Raw genomic sequence first — 24147 nt, 5'->3', positions numbered from 1 at the left:
TGGCATAGCCCCTCTTTCCTTATAAAATAGACTCGTTATTTCGTAAACATTCTCTCAACATTGGCTTTTACTTCATCTATATTTCTCATTTTATTATCCCAACAGTCCTGGCTTAAGTCGACCGGATATTCTTCAGGATTGAGTGCACGTAAGTACTCTGGCCATAATACTTGAAGATTTTTTTCCGTAAAGGTCTTGATTTCATCAATGGATGGTAATTCATAGATTAAACTTCCGTCCATAAAAATATCCTCATGCAGGTCCACCGCATCGAAATCAGTGACAAATTTACTTAGGAAAGTATGGACAGGATGGAACATTTTTAATTTTTCCTGTTCCTGAGGCTTTTCATATTCCATAGCCAAGTAGTCGCCTTCTGCATGGTGGTTGACTTTATTAATGATTCTGTATACTCGTTTTAGGCCAGGTGTCGTTACCTTTTCAGGGTTAGAAGAAATTTTGATGGTATCTCTCATATTCCCATTTTCGTCCTCAATTGAAACCATCTTATAAACGGCACCTAATGCAGGCTGGTCATAAGCCGTAATTAATTTGGTCCCGATTCCCCAAATATCGATTCTTGCTCCTTGTTGCTTCAGGTTGATAATCGTATATTCATCCAAATCATTTGAAGCGACAATCTTCGCATCATGGAAACCTGCAGTATCTAGCATACGGCGTGCTTCTTTTGACAGATAAGCCAAATCGCCGCTATCAAGACGGACGCCAATGAAATTAATTTTATCGCCCAGTTCTTTGGCGACACGGATTGCATTCGGGATGCCGGAACGTAGCGTATCATAAGTATCCACCAAAAATACACAATCTTTATGAGAGCTTGCATATTTATGAAATGCCGTATATTCGTCTTTATAGGCCTGAATCATGGAATGAGCATGTGTCCCTGAAACCGGAATACCGAACAGCTTACCTGCACGGACATTGCTTGTAGAGTCAAAGCCTGCAATGTAGGCAGCGCGTGCTCCCCATATTGCGGCATCCATTTCTTGTGCTCGTCTTGAGCCGAATTCAAGTGCAGATTCATCGCCAATTACTTGTTTGATACGCGAAGCCTTTGTCGCAACGAGTGTGTGATAGTTCACAATGTTCAACAGCGCTGTTTCTATGAGTTGCGCTTCACCAAGAGGTGCCTCTACACGTAAAATCGGTTCGTTGCCAAAAACAAGCTCGCCCTCTTTCATGCAACGAATCGTTCCAGTAAAACGGACGTTCTGCAAATAATCCAAAAATTCATCATCGTAATGTAATTCCGATTTTAAATAGTTGATATCACTTTCTGAAAAGCAAAAGTTCTGTAGGTAATGAACAATTTTCTCTAGTCCTGCAAAAATTGCATATCCGCTGTTAAATGGAAGCTTTCTGAAAAAAACCTCGAATACGGCCTTTCGGTTATGTGTTTTGTCTTGCCAATAAGTTTGAGCCATATTGATTTGGTAAAGATCTGTGTGTAGTGCGTAACTGTCGTCGTTGTACTTTTTTTCCATGGATAGTTCCTCCCAAAAGAGAAGCGGCCGCCTCTCTTCTATTCTGTTGCGTGAATAGATATTAAAGAATGGTTGCTCCAAGTGATCCTTTAAAATGTGTAAGTGCCCATTCGTGACCCGCACTATTGAATGAGGCCACTGCATTTTCGTAAACAAAGATATTATAGCCTAAATTGTAAGCTTCAATTGCAGTATGTAATATGCAGATATCGGTACAAACACCGACTAAATATACGTCGGTAATGCCCCGTTCCCTAAGTCTGATATCAAGGTCCGTTCCTACAAAAGCCGAATAACGTGTTTTATCTATATAATAAACATTCTTTAGATTTTTATTTGTTTCATATTCCTCTTTTAACGTACCATAAAGGTCTCTACCCATTGTACCGCTAATATTATGTAGTGGAAACAATTTCGTTTCAGGATGTAAGCGGTCTCCTTCTTCATGAAGATCAATCGCAAATACCGTGTATTCCCCTTGCTTGATAAATTCCTTAGTTATACCGACCAGTGTATCTTCGATTTCCTGTCCAGGCTTTCCACATGTCAATGCACCGCAGTCTGCCACGAAGTCATATGTATAATCAATATTGATTAAAGCCTTTTTACCCATTTCACTCATTCCTCCTAATAATAAATAGAGTCCATGACAATCTCTGCATTAAATCGGTAAAGTTGTGAAGGCCGAAATGAATTACGTTTAGTTTTCTTCTGTAAGCCCTTTTCATCCAATACTTTCTCCAAGAACGGGAGCTTTGGGGCTTTTGCAAAAAAAAGTGAATCTGCACTGATTTTCGCATCATCCCTAACTGTTAGTAAAACACGTTGGAGTTCTGAAAGTGTAAATTCTTCTGGTAAAAACTTTTGAGCTATCGTTGTTTGCACCATTTCTTTTTTCATTAAATTTATCGCTTCATTAATAATTGTATAATGATCAAAAGCAAGTTCTAATTTTAAAGCTTCCTGTATCGTGAACAATTCCACCTCAGCTGCATCGTCATTCGCTTTTCTTTGATGAAGAAATTCTTCCTGAACAATTGCATAAAAAGCATTAGAGATAATCCACCCTCTCTGATCACGTCCCGGATGGTCATATACACCAAAATGCTTCACATGAAATCCTGTCACACCTGTTTCTTCTTTTAATTCTCGTTTGGCTGCCTCATAGGCTGTCTCGCCAGCATTCACAAAGCCACCGGGTAAAGCCCATTTATCACCTTCAACATTCGGGCTTCCTTCCCTATCTTTTGTAGCACGTTTGATTAATAATAGCTTTAATAACATTTCAGGCGGGGCTTTCTCGGCCGTCTTCTTGGTGGTAATCGTAAAGATCGCAATATCTGCTGTGTATCCATCTGGAGTAATATATTTCTTTTTTTCCTGCTGAACCATGGCAACTCTCACTTTCTTTTACTAAGACTGAAAACGTAGTAATTAGTAAATCATTAATTACTAATTATAGTACTCTTCCTTGATTAATATTGCAACACTTAACTTAGTAAAATTTTCATATTATTAGAAAAATCATTCATCATATTCTTCCGTACTGCAAAATAAACAGCCCGGTCAACATGACCGGGCTGTTTATTATATTTATTATACGGGATATACTCCGTGTTTACGCTCAGTAAATGTCATTTGCTTGCTACTATATGCTTCAAACCGAGCGCTCAATTCATCACGCAGGTCATTTGGCTGGATAATAGCATCAACAATCATCTCTGAGGCTAAGCGGTAAATATCAATATCTTCATTATACTCATTTCGCTTCTGCTCAATGAAAGCAGGTCGTTCTACTGCATCCATTGCACTGATTTTGTTAGCATAGACTGCGTTAACCGCTGCTTCCGCACCCATAACAGCAATCAAAGCAGTTGGTAAGGCGAGAACGCAATCCGGTTCAAAAGCAGGACCTGCCATCGCGTATAATCCGGCACCATAAGCCTTACGAACAACGACAGAAATTTTGGGAACCGTGGCTTCGCTCATTGCAGATATCATTTTCGCACCATGGCGAATAATGCCTGCCTGTTCGACCTTAGTTCCAATCATAAATCCTGGAATATCCGCTAGGAACAAAAGTGGGATATGGAAAGCGTCACATAAATTGATGAACTTGGCGGCCTTATCAGCAGAATCATGGAACAGAACCCCCCCTTTGACACGCGGCTGGTTGGCTATAATTCCAATCGTATGGCCATTTAACCTTGCAAGACCAGTAATCAATTCAGGGGCAAATAATTTTTTGATTTCGCAAAATGAATTACGGTCTATAATCCTGTCGATGAGGTCATACATATTAAATGCAGCATTTTGATTTTTTGGAATCAGCTCTTCCAGCGTTTTTTCAAATTCAGCAGGTAGCTCAGGTTTGGTAGCTTTCGGCTTTTGTTGATAATTTCCTGGAAAATAGCTTAAGTATCGGCGAGCAAAGGCAATGGATTCTTCTTCTGATTTAACGAGTACATCACCACATCCTGAAACGGAACAATGCATTTTCGCTCCACCCATTTCCTCTTCGGTCACTTTTTCGCCAATGACCATTTCGGCCATCCTCGGTGAACCTAAATACATGGATGCATTTCCATCAACCATAACAACAATATCGCAAAAAGCAGGGATATATGCCCCACCTGCTGCGGATGGACCGAACAATAGACAGATTTGAGGCACTTTTCCAGATAGCTTCACTTGGTTGTAAAAGATCCGGCCTGCCCCACGGCGTCCAGGAAACATTTCGACTTGATCCGTTATGCGGGCACCAGCTGAATCAACTAAATATAGTAGTGGCAATTGTAACTTATCAGCGGTTTCCTGAATGCGGATGATTTTCTCGACAGTCCTCGCTCCCCAAGAACCTGCTTTTACAGTCGAATCATTGGCCATGACACAGACCCTCTGTCCGTTGATTTTGCCGATGCCTGTAACGACACCATCTGCAGGCAGCCCATCACTCGCACAATTTGCGAAGAAGGCGTCCTCGATTTCAACTCCTTCGTCAAATAGAAGCTGTAGCCGATCACGTACGAAAAGCTTCCCTTTTTCAGCATTTTTTTGATGATATTTTTCTAAGCCGCCTTTTTTTATCGTTTCTACCGTTTCTGTAAGTTTATCCGTCGTTACCATCTATGTTCCTCCTTCAATTGAAATCAACTACCCGTAAATACCGGTTTGCGTTTTTCCTTGAATGCTGACAGCCCCTCCAGTCGGTCACGGGTTTGCAGTGTTGTCTGATAGCAGTCCTTCTCGATTTGCAATCCAGTTTTCAAGTCTGTATCTGCCCCTTGATTCATGGCAGCTTTTGCCGCTCTTAGTGCTAAAGGGGCATTGACAGCAATTTCTCCAGCCAGTTTTTTCGCTTCCTCAAGTAGATGTTGAGGCGGGTACATATGGCTGATGATTTGCATGGCATGTGCCGTTTTAGCGTCCAGTCTCCTTGCCGTATAAATCAGTTCTTTCGCTGTCGCCATTCCGACAATCCGCGGCAACCGCTGAGTACCTCCACCGCCTGGAATTATTCCAAGCGCAGTTTCAGTCAGTCCCATCTTTGCCGTTTCAGATGCTATGCGAATGTCACAGGCAAGAGCCAGCTCAAGTCCTCCGCCAAAAGCGGAGCCATTAATTGCAGCAATGACTGGAACTGGAAGATTTTCAACCGCTGTAATCGTGTCACCAATTAGCTTTAATGTCTCCCTGACTTTCTCGTCATTCATCCCTGCTCGTTCCTTTAGATCTGCACCAGCACAAAATGCCTTTTCTCCAGCTCCTGTTATTATGACTGTCCGCAGATTAGACTGTAATTTCAATTCATTTAGTCCTTCGTATAAGCAATGAAGTAGTTCTGTGGATAACGCATTGGCAGCATCCGGCCGATTTAAGGTCACAATGGCAATTCCCTGTTCCTCATGACTAATCTCTACTATCGATGTCATAGTTTCACCTCATGTTTTTTTATTGCGCGTTATAGACAGCCATCTGATGGCTAGGCAATGGTTTTTCCAAGAAGCTTTGCATCATAGACGCTGCACCTATAAGTTTCCCTTGATCGATTCCCGTGTGAATCCCCATATTATGTAGCATATGAATCAGGTCATCCGTAGCTACATTCCCGCTCGCACCTGGTGCATATGGGCATCCCCCTAAACCACCGAGCGCGGAGTCGAAAGTTTTAATCCCATAATCTAGTGATTTGAGGACATTAGCGAGAGCCATGCCTCTTGTATCATGAAAATGGAGAGCAATTCGGTCTATATCGTATCTTTTTACAGCCTGTTCAAGGAATAAGGCTACCTGTCTAGGAGATGCGACACCGATGGTATCTCCTAATGATAGCTCGTTGATTCCGTATTCAAACAGCTGATCACAAACCTTGAAAACCTGTTCGATTGAAACCTCGCCTTCATAAGGACACCCGAATACAGTTGAAACATAGCCTCGAACTGATTTCCTGCTTCTTGCTGCTGAATCGATAACTTCCTTTAATACAGGAAAGGTATCTGAAATCGTTTTATTTATATTCTTTAGATTATGGGTCTCACTTGATGACATGAAAACTGAAATTTCATCAATATCCGCTTCTAGGGCCGACTCCAATCCTCTTTGATTCGGAACAAGAGCCGCATAGGTGATATCTGGATTCCTATTGATACTTTTGGCTACCTCCACAGCATCACTCAATTGAGGAATCCATTTTGGATGTACAAAAGAAGTGGCTTCAATATAGGAAAGGCCAGTATCAGAAAGCTGATTGATCCAGTCTATTTTTCTTTGCGTCGGTATAATGACCTTTTCATTTTGAAGCCCATCACGCGGACCCACTTCTTTAATGGTTACTTTTTCAGGCCAATTCATTTTACCCCTCCGTCTCTTTATTCAATGACGGCCAAAACGTCGCCCTCATTTACGAAATCCCCTTCATTAACTTTAAGTTCCTTAACAGTACCCGCTTCCTCAGCAGCAATGGGGATTTCCATTTTCATGGATTCTAAGATTATGATATCCTGTCCATCGGTAACACTTTGACCTTCACCCGCTACGATTTTCCATACGCTTCCTGCCATACTTGCTTTTAATTCTGCCATATCATATTCCTCCAAATAATTTTAGTTTTTAGTAACGGATCGGTTTTCCCTCCCGATCCCCGACAAACAGTTTATACAGTAATTTTTTTAATATATTTATCAATAAAGTCCGTTGTTGTATCGCCTTTAGAAAAAGCTTCATGGACGATTATTTCCTTAAGTAGAGGAAGGTTCGTTTTAATTCCATCTATTTTATAGGTGTTCAATGCTTCTCTTAATCTATCGATGGCTTCATTCCTCGAACCACCGCTTACTACCAATTTGGCGATCATAGGATCGTAAAAATGTGAAACGACCGATGTGTTCTGAACGGCCAGTTCATGACGAATTCCTTCACCTTCAGGAAGTTTCAAACCGCTAATTTTCCCCGGTGCAGGATAAAAGGTTTTGGGATCTTCCGCATAAATGCGCACTTCAATAGAATGCCCCTCCCTTTTCACCTCTTCTTGTGTAAAGTCGAGTTTGTTGCCTGAAGCAATTTTAATTTGCTGTTCAACAAGATCAAGTCCTGTGATTTCCTCAGTGACCGGATGCTCGACCTGAAGGCGTGTATTCATTTCTAGAAAATAGAAGTTTTTATCGGCATCAACTAAGAATTCAAGGGTACCCGCATTACAATACCCGATAGCCTTCACCGCTTTTACAGCGGCTATCCCCATCTGCTTTCTTGTTTCTTCATCAAGAAATGAAGAAGGGGCTTCTTCTACGACCTTCTGGTGGCGCCTTTGAATGGAACATTCTCGTTCCCATAAGTAAACAGCATTTCCAAATCCATCTGCTAATACTTGAATTTCGATATGACGGGGTTTTTCAATCAATTTTTCAATGAACATGTCTCCATTACCGAAAAATAATTGAGCACGTTTTTGATTCCCTTCGAATGCTTTTAACAGTTCATCGGCATTTGCAACTGCCTGCATACCGATACCACCGCCGCCGGCTGACGCTTTCAGCATAACTGGATACCCTATCTTTTCGGCAACTGCCGCTGCTTCAGCGCTATCAATTAATGGCCGTGAGAATCCTGGCACTAATGGAAGCCCTGCTTGCTCCATCTTTTTTCGCGCTTCAACTTTATTGCCCATCTGCTGGATAACTTCAGGTTTGGGTCCAATGAAAATCAATCCAGCATCTTCACATGAGCGAGCGAAATCTGCATTTTCACTTAGAAATCCGTATCCTGGATGGATGGCATCTACACCGGCCTCTTTAGCTATTTCTAAAATCTTCTTGACGTTTAAATAGCTTTCCTGAACTCTGGACCCTCCCAATAAATAGGCCTCATCCGCATATTCTACAAATGGTGCTTCCGAATCTGCCTCGGAATAGACAGCGACCGTACTAATTCCCAAATTCTTGCACGTACGGATTACACGTGATGCAATTTCTCCTCTGTTTGCGATAAGAATTTTTCGAATCATTCGATATCCCCCTTATTTGGTACGTTCCGTTAATAGTTCAAGAGTTTGCTCCCGAAGCTTATACTTTTGAATTTTCCCAGATGCAGTCATTGGATATCCATCAGTAAATTGAATGTATCGAGGAATTTTGTGAAAAGATATTTTCCCTTTGCAATACTCTCTCAATTCTTCCTCCGTCAAGGTTTCTCCTGCTTTCAAAATGACCCATGCAGCTACCTCTTCCCCATACTTCTGATCGGGAACACCAAGGATTTGGACATCGACTATAGCAGGATGCTGATAGAGAAATTCTTCTATCTCGCGCGGGTATATATTTTCCCCACCGCGTATAATCATATCTTTCAGTCGGCCAGTAATCTTGCAATAACCGTTTTCGTCCATCACCGCTAAATCTCCTGTGTGGAGCCAGCCCTCCGAATCAATCGCTTGCTCCGTCGCTTCCGGATTATTATAATACCCCTTCATGACATGGTATCCTCTTGAACAGAGTTCTCCTTGTCTGCCCCGCTTGACTTCTTCTCCGCTATTAGGATCAATGATCTTCACTTCCACATTCGGAAGAGCCTTTCCCACTGAGGATACACGAAGTTCAATTGGATCATCGGTACGGGTCATCGTAATTCCTGGGGACGATTCCGTTTGACCATAGGTAATCGTGATTTCAGAGATTCCCATCTTATCCACCACGTTTTTCATAACTTCTATCGGACAAGTGGAGCCAGCCATTATTCCAGTCCGTAATGAACGTAAATCATACTGATCGAAGTCATCGAGATTCAATTCAGCAATGAACATAGTCGGCACCCCGTGAAGCCCCGTACATTTTTCAGCTTCCACTGTCTGTAGCACAGTACGTGGATTGAATTCTACGATTGGCACCATTGTGGCTCCAACAGTAACAGAGGCCATTGTACCAAGGGAACAGCCGAAACAATGAAACAGTGGGACGGGGATACAAAGCCGATCATTCTTTGTAAGCTTCATACAAGCTGCAATATTTAGCCCATTGTTGACTAAATTCGAATGTGTCAGCATGACCCCTTTTGGAAATCCAGTCGTCCCTGAAGTGTATTGCATATTAATGACATCCTCAGGAGCAAGGTCCTTCATTCGGATGTCCAGCATCTCCTCCGAAACCGATTCGCTTCCGCTTATGACGTCTTCCCACGAAAACGTACCAGGATAACGCGTTTCACCTAAGATAATGATATTCTTTAATTTTGGTAGTTTTTCAGATTGTAACTTTCCTGGTTTAGCCGTTTTCAATTCAGGAACTATCTCATAAAGCGTATCTATATAAGAATGATCCTTAAATTGTTCCATCAGGATTATCGTCGTTGCATCCGATTGATGAAGCAGATATTCGAGTTCACTTGTGCGGTAATTTGTATTGACCGTAACCAGCACACCGCCCATTTTTGCAGTTGAAAATTGGGAAATCAGCCATTCCGGTTTATTAGACGCCCATATGGCGATATGTTCCCCTTTTTCAATCTCAAGTGACATGAAACCGCGGGCCGCCTTCCGGCAAACTTTTTCAAATTCACTGTACGTATAACGAAGACCTAGTTCGTGATAAACTACCGCTTCATTATTACCGTATTCTTCAGCTGTCTTTTCAAGCAGTTTTCCGATAGTAACATCTAGCAAATCAGACATCAAACTCCTCCCAATAAGTAAAAGTAAGTATGTACGCTTCTTGCTGTATAGAAATAATCTGCCTTTCACCAAAATGAACAGAAGCATTTTGGTTCATTTGCGTTCTAAAAAGATTAACAGCCCAATTGTCTGGCGATTACGATTCTTTGAATTTCTGATGTCCCTTCCCCAATTTCTAGTAATTTAGCATCTCTTAAATAGCGTTCCACCTCATATTCCCGCATATATCCAGACCCGCCATGGATTTGAATGGCTTGATTGCTCGTTCGGAACGCAGTCTCACTTGCAAAAAGCTTAGCGAACGCCGCTTCTTTCGCAAAAGGTTTTTTATTGTCTTTTAACCACGCTGCTTTATATACCATATTTCTTGCTAATTCAATCTCCATCGCCATATCAGCAAGTTTGAATTGGATTGCTTGAAAATTTGAAATAGATTTACCGAATTGAACTCGCTCTTTTGAAAAAGCTAAAGCCTTATCAAAGGCTGCTTGCGCAATACCGACCGCCAACGCGGCAATTGAAATCCTTCCACCGTCTAAAGTGAATAAAAACTGTTTGAATCCTTTTTCTGGATCCCCCAATAAGTTCTTCTTTGGCACTCGAACATTATCAAGAATGATTTCACATGTATTTGAAGCTCGAACTCCCATTTTTTCATAATTACTATTAATTGTTATTCCCGGTGTATCCGTTGGGACGATGAATGCAGAGATGATGTTCTTGCCTCGACTGTCTTTTCCCGATACAGCCGTTACGGTGACAGTTCTGGAATAACTTGCATTAGTTATCCATGTTTTCTCGCCATTTATCACATATTCATCACCTTCTAATACTGCGGTCGTTCTTGTACCGCCCGCATCAGAGCCCGCATTCGGCTCGGTCAACCCGAAAGCTGCCAATGTTTCACCGGTCGTGATTGGAATAAGGTATTTTTGTTTCTGTTCCTCGGTACCGAAATAATAAATCGGGCTTGCTCCAAGTGAAACAGCTGCTGCATAGCTTAAACCAGTGCCTCCACAGGCCTTGCCAATCTCCTCAACAGCAATAGCATAGGAAATCGTGTCTCCGCCTGAACCACCATACTCTTCAGGGAATGGAATCCCCAGTAGCCCCAGCTTCCCCATTTTTTTGAATACATCCGCTGCAAACATGGACTTTGCATCCAGTTCTATCGCAATTGGTTTTATTTCTTTTTCAGCGAAATCTCTTACCATATCCTTAATCATCTGCTGTTCTTTTGTAAGTGAGAAATCCATTTCTTTATTCCCCTTTCTAATGAGACCGACTAGTTGGTCTGTGAAATGCAAGCGTTTTTATTGTTAATCCACAACCATCTGATTTTTTAGTAAATATGGCTGGGTTATTGCGTCTTTTTTTTGTTTATCTGTTAATAATGCCTGTAATATTAAATCGACGTAAATTTCTCCAATTTCCTCAATTGTTTTTCCCCCGTCCCTTTTGTACCATTTATAGGACCAGTTCACCATGCCTAAAATAGACATTCCGGTGATTTCAACCGGCAGTTCGCTGCGGAATTCACCCTTGTCTATTCCTTCTTGAATTACGGAAAATATGATTTCTTTATACATTTGACGCTTCTTTTTGATTGCTTCTACATAAGGTGGTTTTAAGTAAATGCTTTCTTGATAGAAAACTGAGATGTGTGGTTTATAGAGGTCAAAAACTTTAACAAATGATTGAATAATCTTTTGCATTTTTTCTGTTGGGTGGGTACTTGCTGAAATGGCTTCCTGTGCTTTCGTTAAAACATATGAAATAAAGTAATCATGAATGACAAATAAGAGTTCGTCTTTAGAAGAAAAATGGTGATAAAAACCACCTTTGCTTGTTCCGCACTCCTTTACAATTTCGTTAACGGAGATGCCATGAAAACCATGCTGTTCAAAGAGTGCCAGCGATGTTTCGATTATTTTTTCTTTTAACTCCGTAAGACAGCACCTCCTGTTGTATCCGCTTACATTTTATCCAGTAATATTAAGATAAATAGTATGATTATACATAAACTGGATTTATTTAGATTTTACCAAATATTTTATATTTGTCAATTTTTAATTACAAACTAAAAACAGCTCTCATACTTAAGAGCTGTCTCCTATTTTATTCAAGCCAATAATGCCTTGGTGATACATAGCAAACAAGATGTTTGAATTCAGAATAAGTTGAGTGGAATTAACTCCTTTAGTGTTTCAAGATCCCACTCCGCCTCAAGCCTTGTGCACTAACTACTCTTTCTTCTTTACCTTGATTGGTTTAACCTGGGCCTTTACAAGTTTCCACCCATCGTTGTAGGTCCATACTGATTTAATCTCCATCAACGGATCACGCTCGTCAGCCCCTTTCACATATTGAACCCCCACAAGGCCCTTTCCTTTTCCAAAAACGGTCTTGAGGTTCAATGACGAGTAGGGATCAACCAAAAGCTCGGTCGGTTCATTCAACTTTCCATCTTGATAAATACCTAATTCTTCATAATCTTGTTTTCTTGAACTGACATCTATCACCACAGGCTTTTGCCCTTCAATAATGATTTCCGCTTTGTAGCCGTCAAGAAATTGAGCCATTACAGGAACAGATGGCGGAACCTCTAATTCCTGAACTTTTCCATCTTTGAACGTGAAGGCATAACTATTTAGTAAGCGATCAGTACCTTCCATCAAAACCGTGACTAAAACATCCTGAACCCCATCATTATTCAAGTCAGCAAGCATGAGGTCGGGATTATACCCTGCTTTTAGAGGTACGCTAATTGTACGGCGGTTGCTTTCAACACTCAGCTCTATTTTTTTAAGAAACTTGCTTCCTTTCTCATACGGCAATCCTTGAACCTGGATGATATCTATTTTTTGGTCACCTGTGACATCTCTTTTTGTCGAAATATAGGTCCCATCAACTTGAAAATTTTTATCATGTGCTTCAACTGCTTGATAACTTAAAAAGAGTGAGATGACTAAAACCGCATATTTTAGCAAATCTAACTTTTTCATAGTGATAACCTCGCTTTTAGAAGATATACTAATTCGTCATTTGTCGCCGTTTGAATTTTCGACGTTGATCTTTCATAAAGATGGACCAGAAATAATAGAAACCTGGAACTAAAATCGCAAAGCCTACAATATATGTGGCAAACACTGCCCGGAATGACGTCGGGTCGGTAAAACCTGAGAGGATTGTTACATTCGGATAAATGATATATGGCAAATGAGCAATCCCATAAACATAGCTGCCGACCAAATACTGAATGATAATCGCTATGACAGCGATTCGCGGCATTCCTTTAACCTCCCGTTTGGAAAAATAAGGAAGATATAGAGCCACTCCGCTAATGATAAAAAAGACTAACGAAACGAGTAATAATGCAGAGTTTTTCATCATCCCCTCGTAGAGCCAATTCGCTTCACTTTTTAATGTAATCATTACCATCATAGCCATGACTAACATAAGCGGCCCCGTTATCATCGCGTCCCGCCGGTATATTTTATATGCTTTCATTTCATCAGCCTGTTTTGAGTAATCAGATAGAAGTAACGATGATAAAAACAGCGTGCTCAAAATTCCGAACCCCATAAAGGCATATTCATTTGGACTTGTGAAAAGCTTGAAAAGATTAAGTTCTTCATTTCCTCGCATTCCTTCAACAAACCCAAGATGGGTAATCGGCAAAACACTGATTAATAGCCCGGGAATGATTAATCCAGTTAACCCCGATATATACGTTAATGCTTTTTCATACTTGTCGACACTATGTGAAAAAACTAAGAACGCACTCCTAATACAAAGAAGCACTAAAATTAAACTGGCGGGAACAATTAATGCTACCCCAATGGTAAAAACTGCCCCCGGAAACAAACTATAAATGGCAATGACAAGGCCAACTACGAAGGTATTAGTCACTTCCCATGTAGGAGATAAATAGCTGTTTGCTATCTTTGTAGCATTCGTTTCTTCCTTTTTAATGTAAGTCATTGCCCAGAAACCAGCTCCAAAATCCATCGAGGCCATAATTGCATAAAGAAAAATAAAACCCCACACTAGCGTTATTGCAAGAAGTGCATCACTCATTGGCTTTCCCCCCTTTTATGAATTAGAATCGAACAGCCTCTCATCTTTCTGTTCGGCTATATATATATCATCCATCACAGAATGACGTTTGAAATAATACAAAAGTGTAAACACGACGGATACGCATAAAATGATATATACAAGAATGAACATCGTGAATAAAAACCCTAGATTTTCATATGAAGTTACTGAATCCGCAGTGGAAAGCATCCTGTATATCGTCCACGGCTGTCTGCCTGTACAAGCAAAAATCCAACCGCATTCTATCGAAATCACCGATGACGGGCCTGCAGCAACAAACAGCCATAGAACCCATCTGGGATAAGTATCCTTCTTCAACCACTTATTCCAGACTAAAGCGAACAAGGCTAAAGCGATTAAGCCTGAACCAATAAGGACCATAGCATTGAATAAAATATGGACATAAAGCGGTGGCCAATACTCTTCTGGAAAATCGTTCAAACCGGTAACGACTGTATCAAAACTATTGCCTGATAAGAAGCTTAATACCCATGGAAATTCAATCCCATACTTCACTTCCTGAGCTTCCCTGTCGGTATAGCCGAATAAAGTAAGTCCTGCATGGTCCTTTGTTTCAAACAAGCCTTCTGCGGCCGCCAATTTTTCCGGCTGTTCCCTATATAAATGCTGGGTCGTCGCGTGACCGTTAAGTGCCGTCAAAAAAGAGAAGACCAATCCTAATACAATGCTGAGCTTTAATGCTTTTTGGTGAAAATTAAATTCAGTAGTACCAAATTTATTCTTCAACATCTTATAGGCTGCAACTGCTGCTACGACAAAAGCACCTGTCGTATAAGCTGTCAGTGCAGTATGTCCTGCTGTTACTAAGAAACTTGGGTTAAAAAAAGCCGCCCAAGGATCAACATCGACAATTTCCCCATTTTCAAACCGAAACCCAGCCGGTGTCCCCTCAAAAGCATGTACATTAGAAATCAAGACAGCTGATGCCATAGCTCCAAAAGCAACAAAGAATAAACTCACGACACGAGCCCATGGCTTGATTTTTTCAGCAGCATACACGTAGATGGACATGAACAACGCTTCAATCATAAATGCATAAATCTCAATCTGGAACGGAAGCGCCATAACTCGCCCAATCACTTCCATGAATCCAGGCCATAAAAGTGACAGTTGTACACCCGCAATCGTACCAGTCGGAATCCCAACCCCAAGCAACACCCCTAATGTTTTAGTCCATCGTTTCGCCATGACAACATACTGTAAATCTTTTGTCCTTTGGTACATCAATTCTGCCGCCAACATCATCATCGGCAACCCGACGCCAATCGTTGCAAATATGATATGTACAGCCATATTCGTCCCGAACATCGCACGGGCCATTTGTATATGATCCATACTGTCTTCCTTTCTAACCTTTGTCTCCTGATAGTATCTCCGCATAAAAGGAAAATATTTAATAAAATCCCACATACTATGTTTCCTGAGTTTTTGTCGGAATTTTGTAGCCTGTTTACCGTCTTTTGAGTATTAGAATATATTTATTCTGTCGAGGTTATTCTTGGGATATATTATTTCCAGTTGATCGCTTCTTAACCTAGCTTAGATTGCATGTACGAACGGCGATTTTATTATAGCTGTGCAAATAATAAATATTTCCTTCTCATAAAAATACACACATACCCTACATTATAGTAGTCTATGTGTGTATTTGCGGTCGGCATTGACATTTGCCCAATTTTAGGAGGGATTTTCACAAACATCAGATTAAAAGCACGGGTACTAGCCTATATATGTATTTTATATGTCAGGATCCTAAATACCCTTTGAACCTTCTTATCAATCACTTCCTGTGAATAATAAATCATCCTGTAACTGAATTAACATTTTTTCATTCCTTACATTTTGATTTATTGTCTTTGCACCTCGTAGGTTATAAGTTTTATCTTCTATATGAAAGTTAAGGATAATCTACATTTAAAAACGTAGCCACATCTTTGCTTTTTTGTTTTCTCTGTTTCCGCATACTTGCTCGATCTAATGCCGTTTCATGTAATTTTTTTTCTTCTTCTGTTTCCGGAATAACTTGTGGAACACGTGTTGGACGTTTATGTTCATCAAGTGCAACAAATGTTAATAGAGCAGTCGCTGCAATTCTACGTACACTGCTTTTTAAATCTTCAGCAATAATTTTCACAAATACCTCCATTGAAGATGTGCCTGTCCATGCCACATAAGATATAAAACATACTGAATCTGTTGTACGAATGGGATGTAAAAAGTCAACTGAATCTGTTGAAGCAGTTACACATTCTCTTCGGCTATGACGTGCTGCAGAAATCGATGCTACTTGATCTACGTCACTCATTAACCGGCCGCCAAATAATGTATTATGATTGTTCACATCATTTGGGAATATACGACTTGTTCTTATCACCCTTGATTCTCTGCAATATTTAGCTTCTATAAACCCGTCCTCCTAAACATGGGACCTAAAATCACCTATGTAAACTTTTAGTATATGGTTATATTATGATACAATTTTGAGCTTTTTATCCTTTAAACACTATCGGCCTACGTAGCCTAGTGTTCCGAGAATGCGCAGCTTACTTTTTAATATCATTCACCAATTTACTTTATAGGTGTGGCTAGTTTTGAAGTGCTAGCCAGCCCGCTACCCACCTTTCATAATAATCATCTGGAGACTGCAGCAGATTCGCTTGAACAGCTGCTTGTCCGATAATGACACCACCAACTACATCATCCTGCATAACCATTAGAGATTTTAGATTTTCCAGCTTTTGATCCAATTTAATATGCAAGGTTTTGCTTCTCATGGTGAACTCCTTTGGTTAATCGAGTTAAAACTAGTTCCTCTTTTTCCAGTTTTATATACGAAAGCGTGCAATCATTTAGACCCTAGTTTTAAGGCGTTTACAATAACATCAATTTTCAAGACAACATTCCCCTTCTTCCTTTGGAGTATGCCCATGATACCAAATGTCAGATTGTATTTTAGTTATTGTTTTCTTAAGAAAAAATCTCTTAAAATGAACAACGATAAAAGACACATTCTTAACTCTTAATTTTGAATCGATATATCTTACACAGTTTTCTATCATGCTGAAAATCAATCTTGACTACACCTCAAAACATTCACCCATCCTTTCGTCGATTAATAATCCTTCTTTAGAATAAAATGATTTCCGAATGACACACTTTACGCATAGGGCCTAGTGGCTCTATTCGGCTTTGTGGCAAGTAATGTACCATTTACGAAACAAGTTACAATTATATTCTAATAAGGTTAATATGGGATGTAATTGGAATAATAGGATAAAAAGCTTAAGTTTAGAGGTGGAAATGTTGTTTAACCGCAGAAATTCCCAAAAAAACTTAAATCAAAAAGACGATTTTAATAAGGTTTCCGATATACGAAGCCTATTTAATTCCCTTTCGTCATCAAATGATTTTATAAACCATCAAGGCAACTTAAAAGGAATTGGCTATTGGGTATCTTTTTATCGCTCTTTAATTGACGGGCAAGAACTACATGAGAGCGTACTATCTGTAATACCAACTTTAGAAACGATTAGTTTGGAACAAATTAAAGAAAATATCCCCATAGAGAATACTCTAATCACTTGCACTAGGAAGGTAATTGAAGAAAGGATAATGAGAGGCGAAATTGCCATTCGTTTAGATACCAACCTCGATGAGTGTTTGTTGATAAATATTGCCTCCAAACAAGGAAGACAAATTGGTAAACCCGAGCTTGAATTTGGAATCATTAGTCCTCAAGAAGCTTTTGTCGAAGATATTGATATCAATCTGAATCTAGTGAGAAAAAGACTGCCTATCCCAGAGTTACAAGTAAATGAATTAACTGTAGGATCCTTATCTAAAACAAAAGTAGCTGTTATATATATAGAAGGAATTGTTGAACAGGAAAATGTCGATACCGTTATACAACGAATCAATGAAATAGAGTTCGATGAAATTTTGGATGGATCCAATCTAGCGCAAATGCTTTATGATGATTCAAATACTCTATTCCCACTTTTCTTACATACGGAAAGACCCGATCGGATTGCAAGTGCTTTGTCTGAAGGTAAGGTAGCCATGGTGATAGATAGGTCTTCTTCTGCACTAATTGCTCCAACCATTTTATTGGAGTATTTTATTACCATGGAAGATTATAATATGCCCTGGGTTCCAGCTTCCGCTTTCCGATTATTAAGAATATTCGCGGTCATTTTTTCTATATTCGCTACACCTCTTTATGTAGCCGTGCTGACCTTTCATTATGAACTGATTCCTAAAGACCTTTTGGAGACGATTGTTGCTTCAAGGAATTTGATACCTTTCCCTCCTTTAATTGAAGCTTTATTCTTAGAGATTTCAATTGAACTGTTAAGGGAAGCCGCTGCCAGGTTACCAACAAAGGTAGGTCAGACATTAGGTATCGTCGGCGGTATTGTTATCGGTCAGGCTGCTGTTGTGGCTGGACTTACCAGTAATATTTTATTAATCATTGTCGCCTTATCGGCACTAGCATCATTTGTAACGCCAATTTATAAAATGGGAAATGCTATTCGATTACTTAGATTCCCCTTTCTACTAGGGGCACAAATCTGGGGTTTGCTTGGGATAACCCTTGCTTCCGTGTTTTTAATGACACATCTTATTAAGTTGACTTCAATGGGACATCCTTACCTAGAACCAATATACCCGTTTCGCATTAAAGATTGGAAAGACAGCTTTGTTCGGCTTCCTTTTAATTTTTTCCAGTCACGACCTGTAAATTTACGAACAGAGAATGTGACAAGACAACCACAAAAGCAAAAAACATCAAAAAAAAGAAAGAATGATTTTAATGAGTGATAAAAAATGAGGGTGCTGTATGAACCAAGCTGGTGTAAATGATAAATATAAAGTATCACCATTCTATGTATTTTTTTTAGTACATTCCATGCAAACAGGCATAGGTGTGTTGAGTTTCCAAAGAGTTTTAGCGAAGTCGGCGGGGACGGACGGCTGGATCTCCATAATTCTAGCAGGGCTAATTGTTCATATTATGATTTGGATCATCTATAAAATATTCAGTATCGTTCCAGGGGATATCATTTCCGCCAATACACAGGCATTAGGGAAATGGCTTGGGAATTTTTTCAGTCTGTTATTCATCATTTACTTTTTGATTCTTGGGATGACAGTAATAATTAGCTATATAAATGTCGTACATGTTTGGATGTTTGAAGAAGTACCTTCCTGGGCATTTGCTCTAGTGTTTCTAATTCTGATTTATTACATAAATTCTGGGGGGTTCCGAACTGTTACCGGCGTTACCTTTTTAAGCGTATTGTTGACATACTGGCTTCTATTTGACCTCATCTATGCTATGAAATATGCTGAATTTACGAATTTGCTTCCTATTTTTGACCACAGCATTTTAGATATACTTAAAGGAGTACAAGATAATTCATTAACCATGATTGGATTTGAAATGATTCTGATATTTTATCCGTTTATCAAAGATGCTAAAACTTCACAAAAATATGCCCATGGAGGTGCCTTAACAACTACGTTACTGACCGTGTTCATTTATTTAGTTTCACTGGTCTTTTATTCACAAAAACAGTTAGTCCTGACTATTTGGCCGACACTGACAATGACTAGCGTTGTCGAGTTGCCCTTTATTCAACGTTTCGAATATATTGAGATCTCTTGGTGGGCCTTAGTTATCATACCCAATATGACCATTTCATTATGGGCTGCCAGCAGGGGATTTAAACGCTTATTTAATGTTCAGCAAAAGTATCCATTATGGTGTATGAGTATTATTATTCTGCTTATCAATATTTTTGTTTTTGATATGGATTCCCTTTATATTTTGAATAAAATTATCAATCCATATGGCCTGTACTTCATTTGTTTATACTTGCCTCTTCTTTTGTTAATCATTTATACAAAGAAATTGAGGAAACGTTTATGAGAAAAGTACTTCCTGTTATCCTAATCTATTCACTTCTTTGCAGCTGTGCACAACAGAAAGTAGTCGACGAAGTGAATATGGCCCAGGCTATTGGCTACGATTTAACAAAGGATGATATGATCGAAGGAATGTTCGTCATCCCCATCTTTCAACAAGAAAAGATGGGGAAATATCAAATCTTAAGTGGAAAATCAACGACAACGAGTGATGTTCAAGCTATTGTATCAAAAAAGGCAAATAAGCCGGTGCTCCTTGGACAGACACGAATCGTTTTTTTTAGTGAGAAAATCGTTCAACAAATTGGAATGACAGAGCTAACCGATTATATCTACCGTGAACCCCAACTTGGGAACAGGGTTATTTTGGCAATTGTCGAAGGAAAGGTTAAAGATGTCATTTATACAAAATCTCCTAATAGCAATGTGAATATTGGCATTTTTTTAGCCGATTTAATTACTCAACAAAAAGAATCTGGTAACGGACCGGATACTAATCTCCATATTTTTTTAAAGGACGCTCTAGCAGATGGCGGAGATGCGTTTCTTCCGTTATTAAAAAAACGTAATAACGATATTATGGTTTCTGGAGTAGCATTGATACACGAAAATAAAATAGTGAGTAAAGTGAAAACCCAAAATATGTTTGTATTTAAGACTTTAGTTCAATCCCATAAACGAGGAATTTATAAATTCAGTTTAAAAGATAAGAAAAAAAGCGAAATTGTGGTAGAGAGTATCCGAAGTGGTTCAAGTTATAATGTTTCAAACTCAGGGAGTGACCCCTCGATCACGATTAAAATCAAAATTGAAGGTCAAGTAAAGGAATCCATGAGAAGTGAAAACCTAACAAATAGAAAAATGATTAAAAAAATTGAAATGGCAATGAAACAGGATTTAACTAGGGAAGCTAACAAACTTATTAATGATTTTCAGAAAAAAAACATTGATCCGATTGGCTTAAAGGAGAAATATCATGCCAAAAATAAAAGAATGACATATGAAGAATGGAAAAAGATTTATCCTAATATGACGATAAAAGTAGAAACTGAAGTTCACATTCTTCAAACTGGCGTTTCGGAATAAGGTCAATTAATAGATGAAGTAAATGGCATCTAATTACAACCTCTTTATTCCTTCAAAGGAGTTGATAAAGGTAATACTTTTATGACCCGATAGGGCTAAATTAATATTTCACAAAAGGTAAAAGAACAGAGTGAAAATTTCACTCTGTTCTAAAAATAGAGATATCACCCTCTGAAAAATGAGGATCTTCATGGAACGAAAAAACCATAGTTCAAATTGACTTTTTTACTTACCCCTTTATTTCTAAAGACGAGCTTACAGTAAAGTCAGCCTCTGTATTGCGTTTCACTTGATCAAGTGTAACGCCGTTCTGCAATTCGATCAATTCCATACCTGCTTCTGAAAATTGAAAAACAGCCAAGTCAGTAATCAGGCAATGGATGACATTCTCTCCCGTCAATGGCAGTGTACAGCTCTTTTTCACTTTTGATTCCCCATGCTTGTTCACATGATCCATAATGACAACGATTCGTTTTGCCCCTTGGACGAGGTCCATCGCCCCACCCATTCCTTTTACCATCTTCCCAGGGATCATCCAGTTAGCTAAATCCCCTTTTTCGGAAACTTCCATTCCACCTAAAATGGCAAGATCGATATGTCCGCCGCGAATCATCGCGAACGACTCAGCACTATCAAAAAAGGAAGCCCCGGCTTTTGCCGTTACTGTTTCCTTTCCTGCATTAATCAGATCCGGATCCACTTCATCTTTATTTGGATAAGGCCCAATTCCAAGTAAGCCATTTTCTGATTGAAGCATGACATTGAGGTCACCAGGAATCATGTTAGCAATCAAGGTCGGCATGCCGATTCCTAAATTCACACACATACCATCTTGGATTTCTTTTACGGCCCGTTCTAATATTTGTTGTCTTGACATTCGAAAACTCCCCCTTTTTATACGTTAGTGGTTGTAAGTTTTTCAATTCGTTTTTGATAATGGTTTCCTACAAAGATTTTTTGTACATAAACCCCAGGAGTATGAATTTCATCTGGATCAAGCTCTCCAATATTAACAAGCTCCTCCACTTCGGCAATCGTGATTTTCCCCGCGGTGGCTACAACTGGGTTAAAGTTTCTTGCCGTTTTTCTATAAATGAGATTACCAAACGGATCTGACTTCCATGCTTTGATAAAGGCGAAGTCCCCGACTAGCCCTTTTTCCATAATGTATGTGCGACCATCAAATTCCTTATGTTCTTTACCTTCAGCCACTTCTGTCCCAACTCCAGTAGCTGTATAAAAAGCAGGAATACCTGCTCCACCCGCTCTTAGACGCTCAGCAAGCGTCCCCTGAGGAACTAGCTCAACCTCCAGTTCTCCATTTAAAAATTGTTGCTCAAACAGTTTATTTTCACCTACATAAGAAGCAATCATTTTTTTGATTTGCCTATTCTCCAACAATAGTCCGAGACCTGCATCATCGACTCCACAATTATTGCTGATAACAGTCAAATCTTTTACTCCTTTATCACGCAAAGCATGAATTAGATTTTCTGGAATTCCACTTAATCCAAAACCGCCAACAACAATCGTTGCTCCATCCTCAATTTGTTGAATGGCACTATCCAAAGAAGACAATAATTTTCCCATTTTCTCCATCTCCATTTCTTAGTTTATTCTTTTAAATAAACAGTGATGCTGAAAAAGCAAGGATGAACACTGTAACCGTTTTCAAGATCGTAATAACAAATATGTCTTTATACGATTGCCGATGTGTCAATCCTGTAATCGCAAGTAATGTAATAACGGCACCGTTATGTGGAAGCGTATCCATCCCTCCGGATGCCATGGAAGCAATACGATGAAGCATTTCCGGGCTGAACCCAACAGTTTGTGCCACCTGCAAGTAATGACTTCCCATTACCTCTAATGCAATGGAAAGTCCACCAGAAGCAGATCCGGTAATTCCTGATAGCACATTGACAGCGACTGCTTCCGAAACGAGTGGATTGCTGCTTGCGTTGAACACCCAATTTTGAATCACAGAGAAACCCGGAAGCGTTTTCACAACATTTCCAAAACCAACCTCAGAAGCGGTATTGAAGATTGCTAGCAAAGATCCCATTGCAGCAGCTGTTAAACCACTTGCCAGTTTGACCTTTATGCGCCCAACATTCAGAAGCATCGCTGCTAGGATCCCGATTGTCAGTGCAACAATTAAAGACCAAGAAGAAGTTACGGAGCTTACATCAGCGATATTGAAGGTTTCCTTTAACATCGTGCCATCATACCAGTTCTTTACGGAAATAGCACTGCGACTGAAAGCGAAGTTGAACGCAACTACAAGCACAAGTGGTACGATGGACAGCCAAAAGTTAGGCAGGTTTTGCTGTTCGCCACTTTCGGGTTCATTAGTATGTCCTTCCCCGTAACCTTCACCTTTTGCTAACGCTTGTTTACGACGATGTTCTAACCAGATCATTCCACCTGTGAATACCATGATTGCGCCAATGATTCCAATTAATGGTGCCGCATACGTATCTGTTCCAAAATAATTCGTTGGAATGATGTTTTGAATCTGCGGTGTTCCAGGAAGCGCATCCATCGTATAAGTGAAAGCACCCAGTGCTATGGTTCCTGGCAATAACCGCTTTGGAATATCCGCCTCTTTATAAATCGCTGCAGCAAATGGATAAACTGCAAAGGCTACAACAAACAGTGAAACCCCACCATATGTCAGCGCTGAACAGGCTAGGACTACAGCAAGAATGGCCCGCTTTGAACCTAGTGATTTAACGATGGTCTTGGCAATAGATGCTGCTGCACCACTCATCTCCATTACTTTCCCAAATATAGCACCTAATAGAAATATTGGGAAGAATGATTTTACATAATTTGCTGCATATGTCATATATGTCTCTGTATAGCTCGGTAACAAATGACCACCAGATAAAATGACCGCCAATAATGTAACAAGCGGTGCTATAATAATGACCGGATAACCTCTATAAGCTAAAAAGATTAAAAGTCCAAGAGCCACAACAATGGCTAAAATTTGAATCACCAATACAATTCCCCCTTTTCTCTTCTCCCTATGCCCCCAAATTCACATTTTCAATCGGATTTTACAATTCGAGCCTGCCTTCCCCAAGTCAAGCTGAATGATTATACTACTACTTCCCCCAATTGATAATGCTTTCAACAAACTATGAAACTTTAAAATTGCTCCCTATCCATTTTCCCAATCGTAGCCCTTTGTAAAATGACAGATGGACCATTCAGTAAAATACATATGCAATATTCGTGCCAACATAATTAAAATTTAAAATCACTCATCTATTAAAGCATTTCAAATCATTTTCCTTCCCCTTTTTATTAACTGTAGAAGCTAAACTCCTCTAAAAC

General features: G+C 39.6%; 22 protein-coding genes. 3 read left to right on the top strand and 19 right to left on the bottom strand.

Going from position 1 to position 24147, the window contains the following annotated elements:
* Window positions 1–35 precede the first annotated feature (35 nt).
* From RE409_RS12885 to RE409_RS12810, 16 genes are all read right to left on the bottom strand, one after another.
* Window positions 36–1505 (bottom strand): nicotinate phosphoribosyltransferase, encoded by a 1470-nt coding sequence (locus tag RE409_RS12885; RefSeq protein WP_309559082.1) that lies wholly within the window; start codon window positions 1503–1505, stop codon window positions 36–38.
* 61 nt (window positions 1506–1566) lie between these two features.
* The gene (locus tag RE409_RS12880; protein WP_309559081.1) at window positions 1567–2118 is read right to left on the bottom strand and encodes a cysteine hydrolase family protein; all 552 of its coding nucleotides are present in this window, start codon (window positions 2116–2118) and stop codon (window positions 1567–1569) included.
* 14 nt (window positions 2119–2132) lie between these two features.
* The gene (locus tag RE409_RS12875; protein ID WP_201180666.1) at window positions 2133–2897 is read right to left on the bottom strand and encodes an NUDIX domain-containing protein; all 765 of its coding nucleotides are present in this window, start codon (window positions 2895–2897) and stop codon (window positions 2133–2135) included.
* 204 nt (window positions 2898–3101) lie between these two features.
* Window positions 3102–4631 (bottom strand): acyl-CoA carboxylase subunit beta, encoded by a 1530-nt coding sequence (locus RE409_RS12870; protein WP_201180667.1) that lies wholly within the window; start codon window positions 4629–4631, stop codon window positions 3102–3104.
* Between the two features lie 23 nt (window positions 4632–4654).
* A complete protein-coding gene (locus RE409_RS12865) occupies window positions 4655–5437 on the bottom strand; it encodes an enoyl-CoA hydratase (RefSeq protein ID WP_309559079.1) in 783 nt (260 codons plus the stop codon).
* Between the two features lie 19 nt (window positions 5438–5456).
* Window positions 5457–6356, bottom strand: coding sequence for a hydroxymethylglutaryl-CoA lyase (locus RE409_RS12860; protein WP_309559078.1), 900 nt, complete (start codon window positions 6354–6356; stop codon window positions 5457–5459).
* Between the two features lie 17 nt (window positions 6357–6373).
* Complete coding sequence (locus RE409_RS12855; RefSeq protein WP_053345955.1) at window positions 6374–6586, bottom strand: acetyl-CoA carboxylase biotin carboxyl carrier protein subunit; 213 nt, start codon at window positions 6584–6586, stop codon at window positions 6374–6376.
* A 71-nt stretch (window positions 6587–6657) separates the two neighbouring features.
* Complete coding sequence (locus RE409_RS12850) at window positions 6658–8007, bottom strand: acetyl-CoA carboxylase biotin carboxylase subunit (RefSeq protein ID WP_201224646.1); 1350 nt, start codon at window positions 8005–8007, stop codon at window positions 6658–6660.
* 12 nt (window positions 8008–8019) lie between these two features.
* Window positions 8020–9666, bottom strand: a complete 1647-nt coding sequence (locus RE409_RS12845) for an AMP-binding protein (protein ID WP_242486012.1) — start codon at window positions 9664–9666, stop codon at window positions 8020–8022.
* A gap of 113 nt (window positions 9667–9779) precedes the next feature.
* Window positions 9780–10922 (bottom strand): acyl-CoA dehydrogenase, encoded by a 1143-nt coding sequence (locus RE409_RS12840; protein WP_201224648.1) that lies wholly within the window; start codon window positions 10920–10922, stop codon window positions 9780–9782.
* A 63-nt stretch (window positions 10923–10985) separates the two neighbouring features.
* Window positions 10986–11597: a TetR/AcrR family transcriptional regulator gene (locus tag RE409_RS12835; protein ID WP_201225184.1), complete on the bottom strand. Its 612-nt coding sequence runs from the start codon at window positions 11595–11597 to the stop codon at window positions 10986–10988.
* Between the two features lie 312 nt (window positions 11598–11909).
* Window positions 11910–12671, bottom strand: coding sequence for a hypothetical protein (locus RE409_RS12830; protein WP_201224650.1), 762 nt, complete (start codon window positions 12669–12671; stop codon window positions 11910–11912).
* A 28-nt stretch (window positions 12672–12699) separates the two neighbouring features.
* A complete protein-coding gene (locus tag RE409_RS12825; RefSeq protein WP_056519298.1) occupies window positions 12700–13746 on the bottom strand; it encodes a cytochrome d ubiquinol oxidase subunit II in 1047 nt (348 codons plus the stop codon).
* Between the two features lie 15 nt (window positions 13747–13761).
* Complete coding sequence (locus RE409_RS12820) at window positions 13762–15123, bottom strand: cytochrome ubiquinol oxidase subunit I (RefSeq protein WP_201224652.1); 1362 nt, start codon at window positions 15121–15123, stop codon at window positions 13762–13764.
* A gap of 562 nt (window positions 15124–15685) precedes the next feature.
* A complete protein-coding gene (locus RE409_RS12815) occupies window positions 15686–16192 on the bottom strand; it encodes an acyl-CoA thioesterase (protein ID WP_056519293.1) in 507 nt (168 codons plus the stop codon).
* Window positions 16193–16373: 181 nt separating this feature from the next.
* Complete coding sequence (locus RE409_RS12810; RefSeq protein ID WP_201180679.1) at window positions 16374–16562, bottom strand: hypothetical protein; 189 nt, start codon at window positions 16560–16562, stop codon at window positions 16374–16376.
* Window positions 16563–17088: 526 nt separating this feature from the next.
* Here RE409_RS12810 and RE409_RS12805 point away from each other — a divergent pair.
* Genes RE409_RS12805 through RE409_RS12795 form a run of 3 tightly spaced genes read left to right on the top strand, consistent with a single transcriptional unit; the run spans window position 17089 to window position 20802 of the window.
* Window positions 17089–18609: a spore germination protein gene (locus RE409_RS12805; RefSeq protein ID WP_201224654.1), complete on the top strand. Its 1521-nt coding sequence runs from the start codon at window positions 17089–17091 to the stop codon at window positions 18607–18609.
* A gap of 19 nt (window positions 18610–18628) precedes the next feature.
* Window positions 18629–19720, top strand: a complete 1092-nt coding sequence (locus RE409_RS12800) for a GerAB/ArcD/ProY family transporter (protein ID WP_201249507.1) — start codon at window positions 18629–18631, stop codon at window positions 19718–19720.
* A complete protein-coding gene (locus RE409_RS12795) occupies window positions 19717–20802 on the top strand; it encodes a Ger(x)C family spore germination protein (protein ID WP_201180685.1) in 1086 nt (361 codons plus the stop codon). Before RE409_RS12800 ends, RE409_RS12795 begins: the two co-directional genes overlap by 4 nt.
* A 229-nt stretch (window positions 20803–21031) precedes the next feature.
* Here the strand turns inward: RE409_RS12795 and RE409_RS12790 are convergent, their stop codons facing one another.
* The 3 genes from RE409_RS12790 to RE409_RS12780 are packed head-to-tail and all read right to left on the bottom strand — an operon-like array spanning window position 21032 to window position 23809.
* Entirely contained in the window at window positions 21032–21679 is a 648-nt protein-coding gene (locus RE409_RS12790; protein ID WP_201180687.1) for a 3-oxoacid CoA-transferase subunit B, read from the bottom strand.
* A gap of 17 nt (window positions 21680–21696) precedes the next feature.
* Window positions 21697–22392 carry a CoA transferase subunit A gene (locus tag RE409_RS12785; protein WP_201180689.1) on the bottom strand — a complete coding sequence of 232 codons (696 nt, stop codon included), beginning with the start codon at window positions 22390–22392 and terminating at the stop codon, window positions 21697–21699.
* Between the two features lie 31 nt (window positions 22393–22423).
* Entirely contained in the window at window positions 22424–23809 is a 1386-nt protein-coding gene (locus RE409_RS12780) for a GntP family permease (RefSeq protein ID WP_201180691.1), read from the bottom strand.
* Between the last annotated feature and the right edge of the window lie 338 nt (window positions 23810–24147).

This window comes from Peribacillus sp. R9-11, assembly GCF_031345095.1.
GTDB lineage: Bacteria > Bacillota > Bacilli > Bacillales > DSM-1321 > Peribacillus > Peribacillus butanolivorans.
This window is presented reverse-complemented; position numbering and strand designations above follow the sequence as displayed.

Excerpts from the sequence above, each read along its gene's own strand:
- RE409_RS12885 (WP_309559082.1), bottom strand. The coding sequence starts at position 1,505 with ATGGAAAAAAAGTACAACGACGACAGTTACGCACTACACACAGATCTT.
- RE409_RS12880 (WP_309559081.1), bottom strand. The coding sequence starts at position 2,118 with ATGGGTAAAAAGGCTTTAATCAATATTGATTATACATATGACTTCGTG.
- RE409_RS12875 (WP_201180666.1), bottom strand. The coding sequence starts at position 2,897 with ATGGTTCAGCAGGAAAAAAAGAAATATATTACTCCAGATGGATACACA.
- RE409_RS12870 (WP_201180667.1), bottom strand. The coding sequence starts at position 4,631 with ATGGTAACGACGGATAAACTTACAGAAACGGTAGAAACGATAAAAAAA.
- RE409_RS12865 (WP_309559079.1), bottom strand. The coding sequence starts at position 5,437 with ATGACATCGATAGTAGAGATTAGTCATGAGGAACAGGGAATTGCCATT.
- RE409_RS12860 (WP_309559078.1), bottom strand. The coding sequence starts at position 6,356 with ATGAATTGGCCTGAAAAAGTAACCATTAAAGAAGTGGGTCCGCGTGAT.
- RE409_RS12855 (WP_053345955.1), bottom strand. The coding sequence starts at position 6,586 with ATGGCAGAATTAAAAGCAAGTATGGCAGGAAGCGTATGGAAAATCGTA.
- RE409_RS12850 (WP_201224646.1), bottom strand. The coding sequence starts at position 8,007 with ATGATTCGAAAAATTCTTATCGCAAACAGAGGAGAAATTGCATCACGT.
- RE409_RS12845 (WP_242486012.1), bottom strand. The coding sequence starts at position 9,666 with ATGTCTGATTTGCTAGATGTTACTATCGGAAAACTGCTTGAAAAGACA.
- RE409_RS12840 (WP_201224648.1), bottom strand. The coding sequence starts at position 10,922 with ATGGATTTCTCACTTACAAAAGAACAGCAGATGATTAAGGATATGGTA.
- RE409_RS12830 (WP_201224650.1), bottom strand. The coding sequence starts at position 12,671 with ATGAAAAAGTTAGATTTGCTAAAATATGCGGTTTTAGTCATCTCACTC.
- RE409_RS12825 (WP_056519298.1), bottom strand. The coding sequence starts at position 13,746 with ATGAGTGATGCACTTCTTGCAATAACGCTAGTGTGGGGTTTTATTTTT.
- RE409_RS12820 (WP_201224652.1), bottom strand. The coding sequence starts at position 15,123 with ATGGATCATATACAAATGGCCCGTGCGATGTTCGGGACGAATATGGCT.
- RE409_RS12810 (WP_201180679.1), bottom strand. The coding sequence starts at position 16,562 with ATGAGAAGCAAAACCTTGCATATTAAATTGGATCAAAAGCTGGAAAAT.
- RE409_RS12805 (WP_201224654.1), top strand. The coding sequence starts at position 17,089 with ATGTTGTTTAACCGCAGAAATTCCCAAAAAAACTTAAATCAAAAAGAC.
- RE409_RS12800 (WP_201249507.1), top strand. The coding sequence starts at position 18,629 with ATGAACCAAGCTGGTGTAAATGATAAATATAAAGTATCACCATTCTAT.
- RE409_RS12795 (WP_201180685.1), top strand. The coding sequence starts at position 19,717 with ATGAGAAAAGTACTTCCTGTTATCCTAATCTATTCACTTCTTTGCAGC.
- RE409_RS12790 (WP_201180687.1), bottom strand. The coding sequence starts at position 21,679 with ATGTCAAGACAACAAATATTAGAACGGGCCGTAAAAGAAATCCAAGAT.
- RE409_RS12785 (WP_201180689.1), bottom strand. The coding sequence starts at position 22,392 with ATGGGAAAATTATTGTCTTCTTTGGATAGTGCCATTCAACAAATTGAG.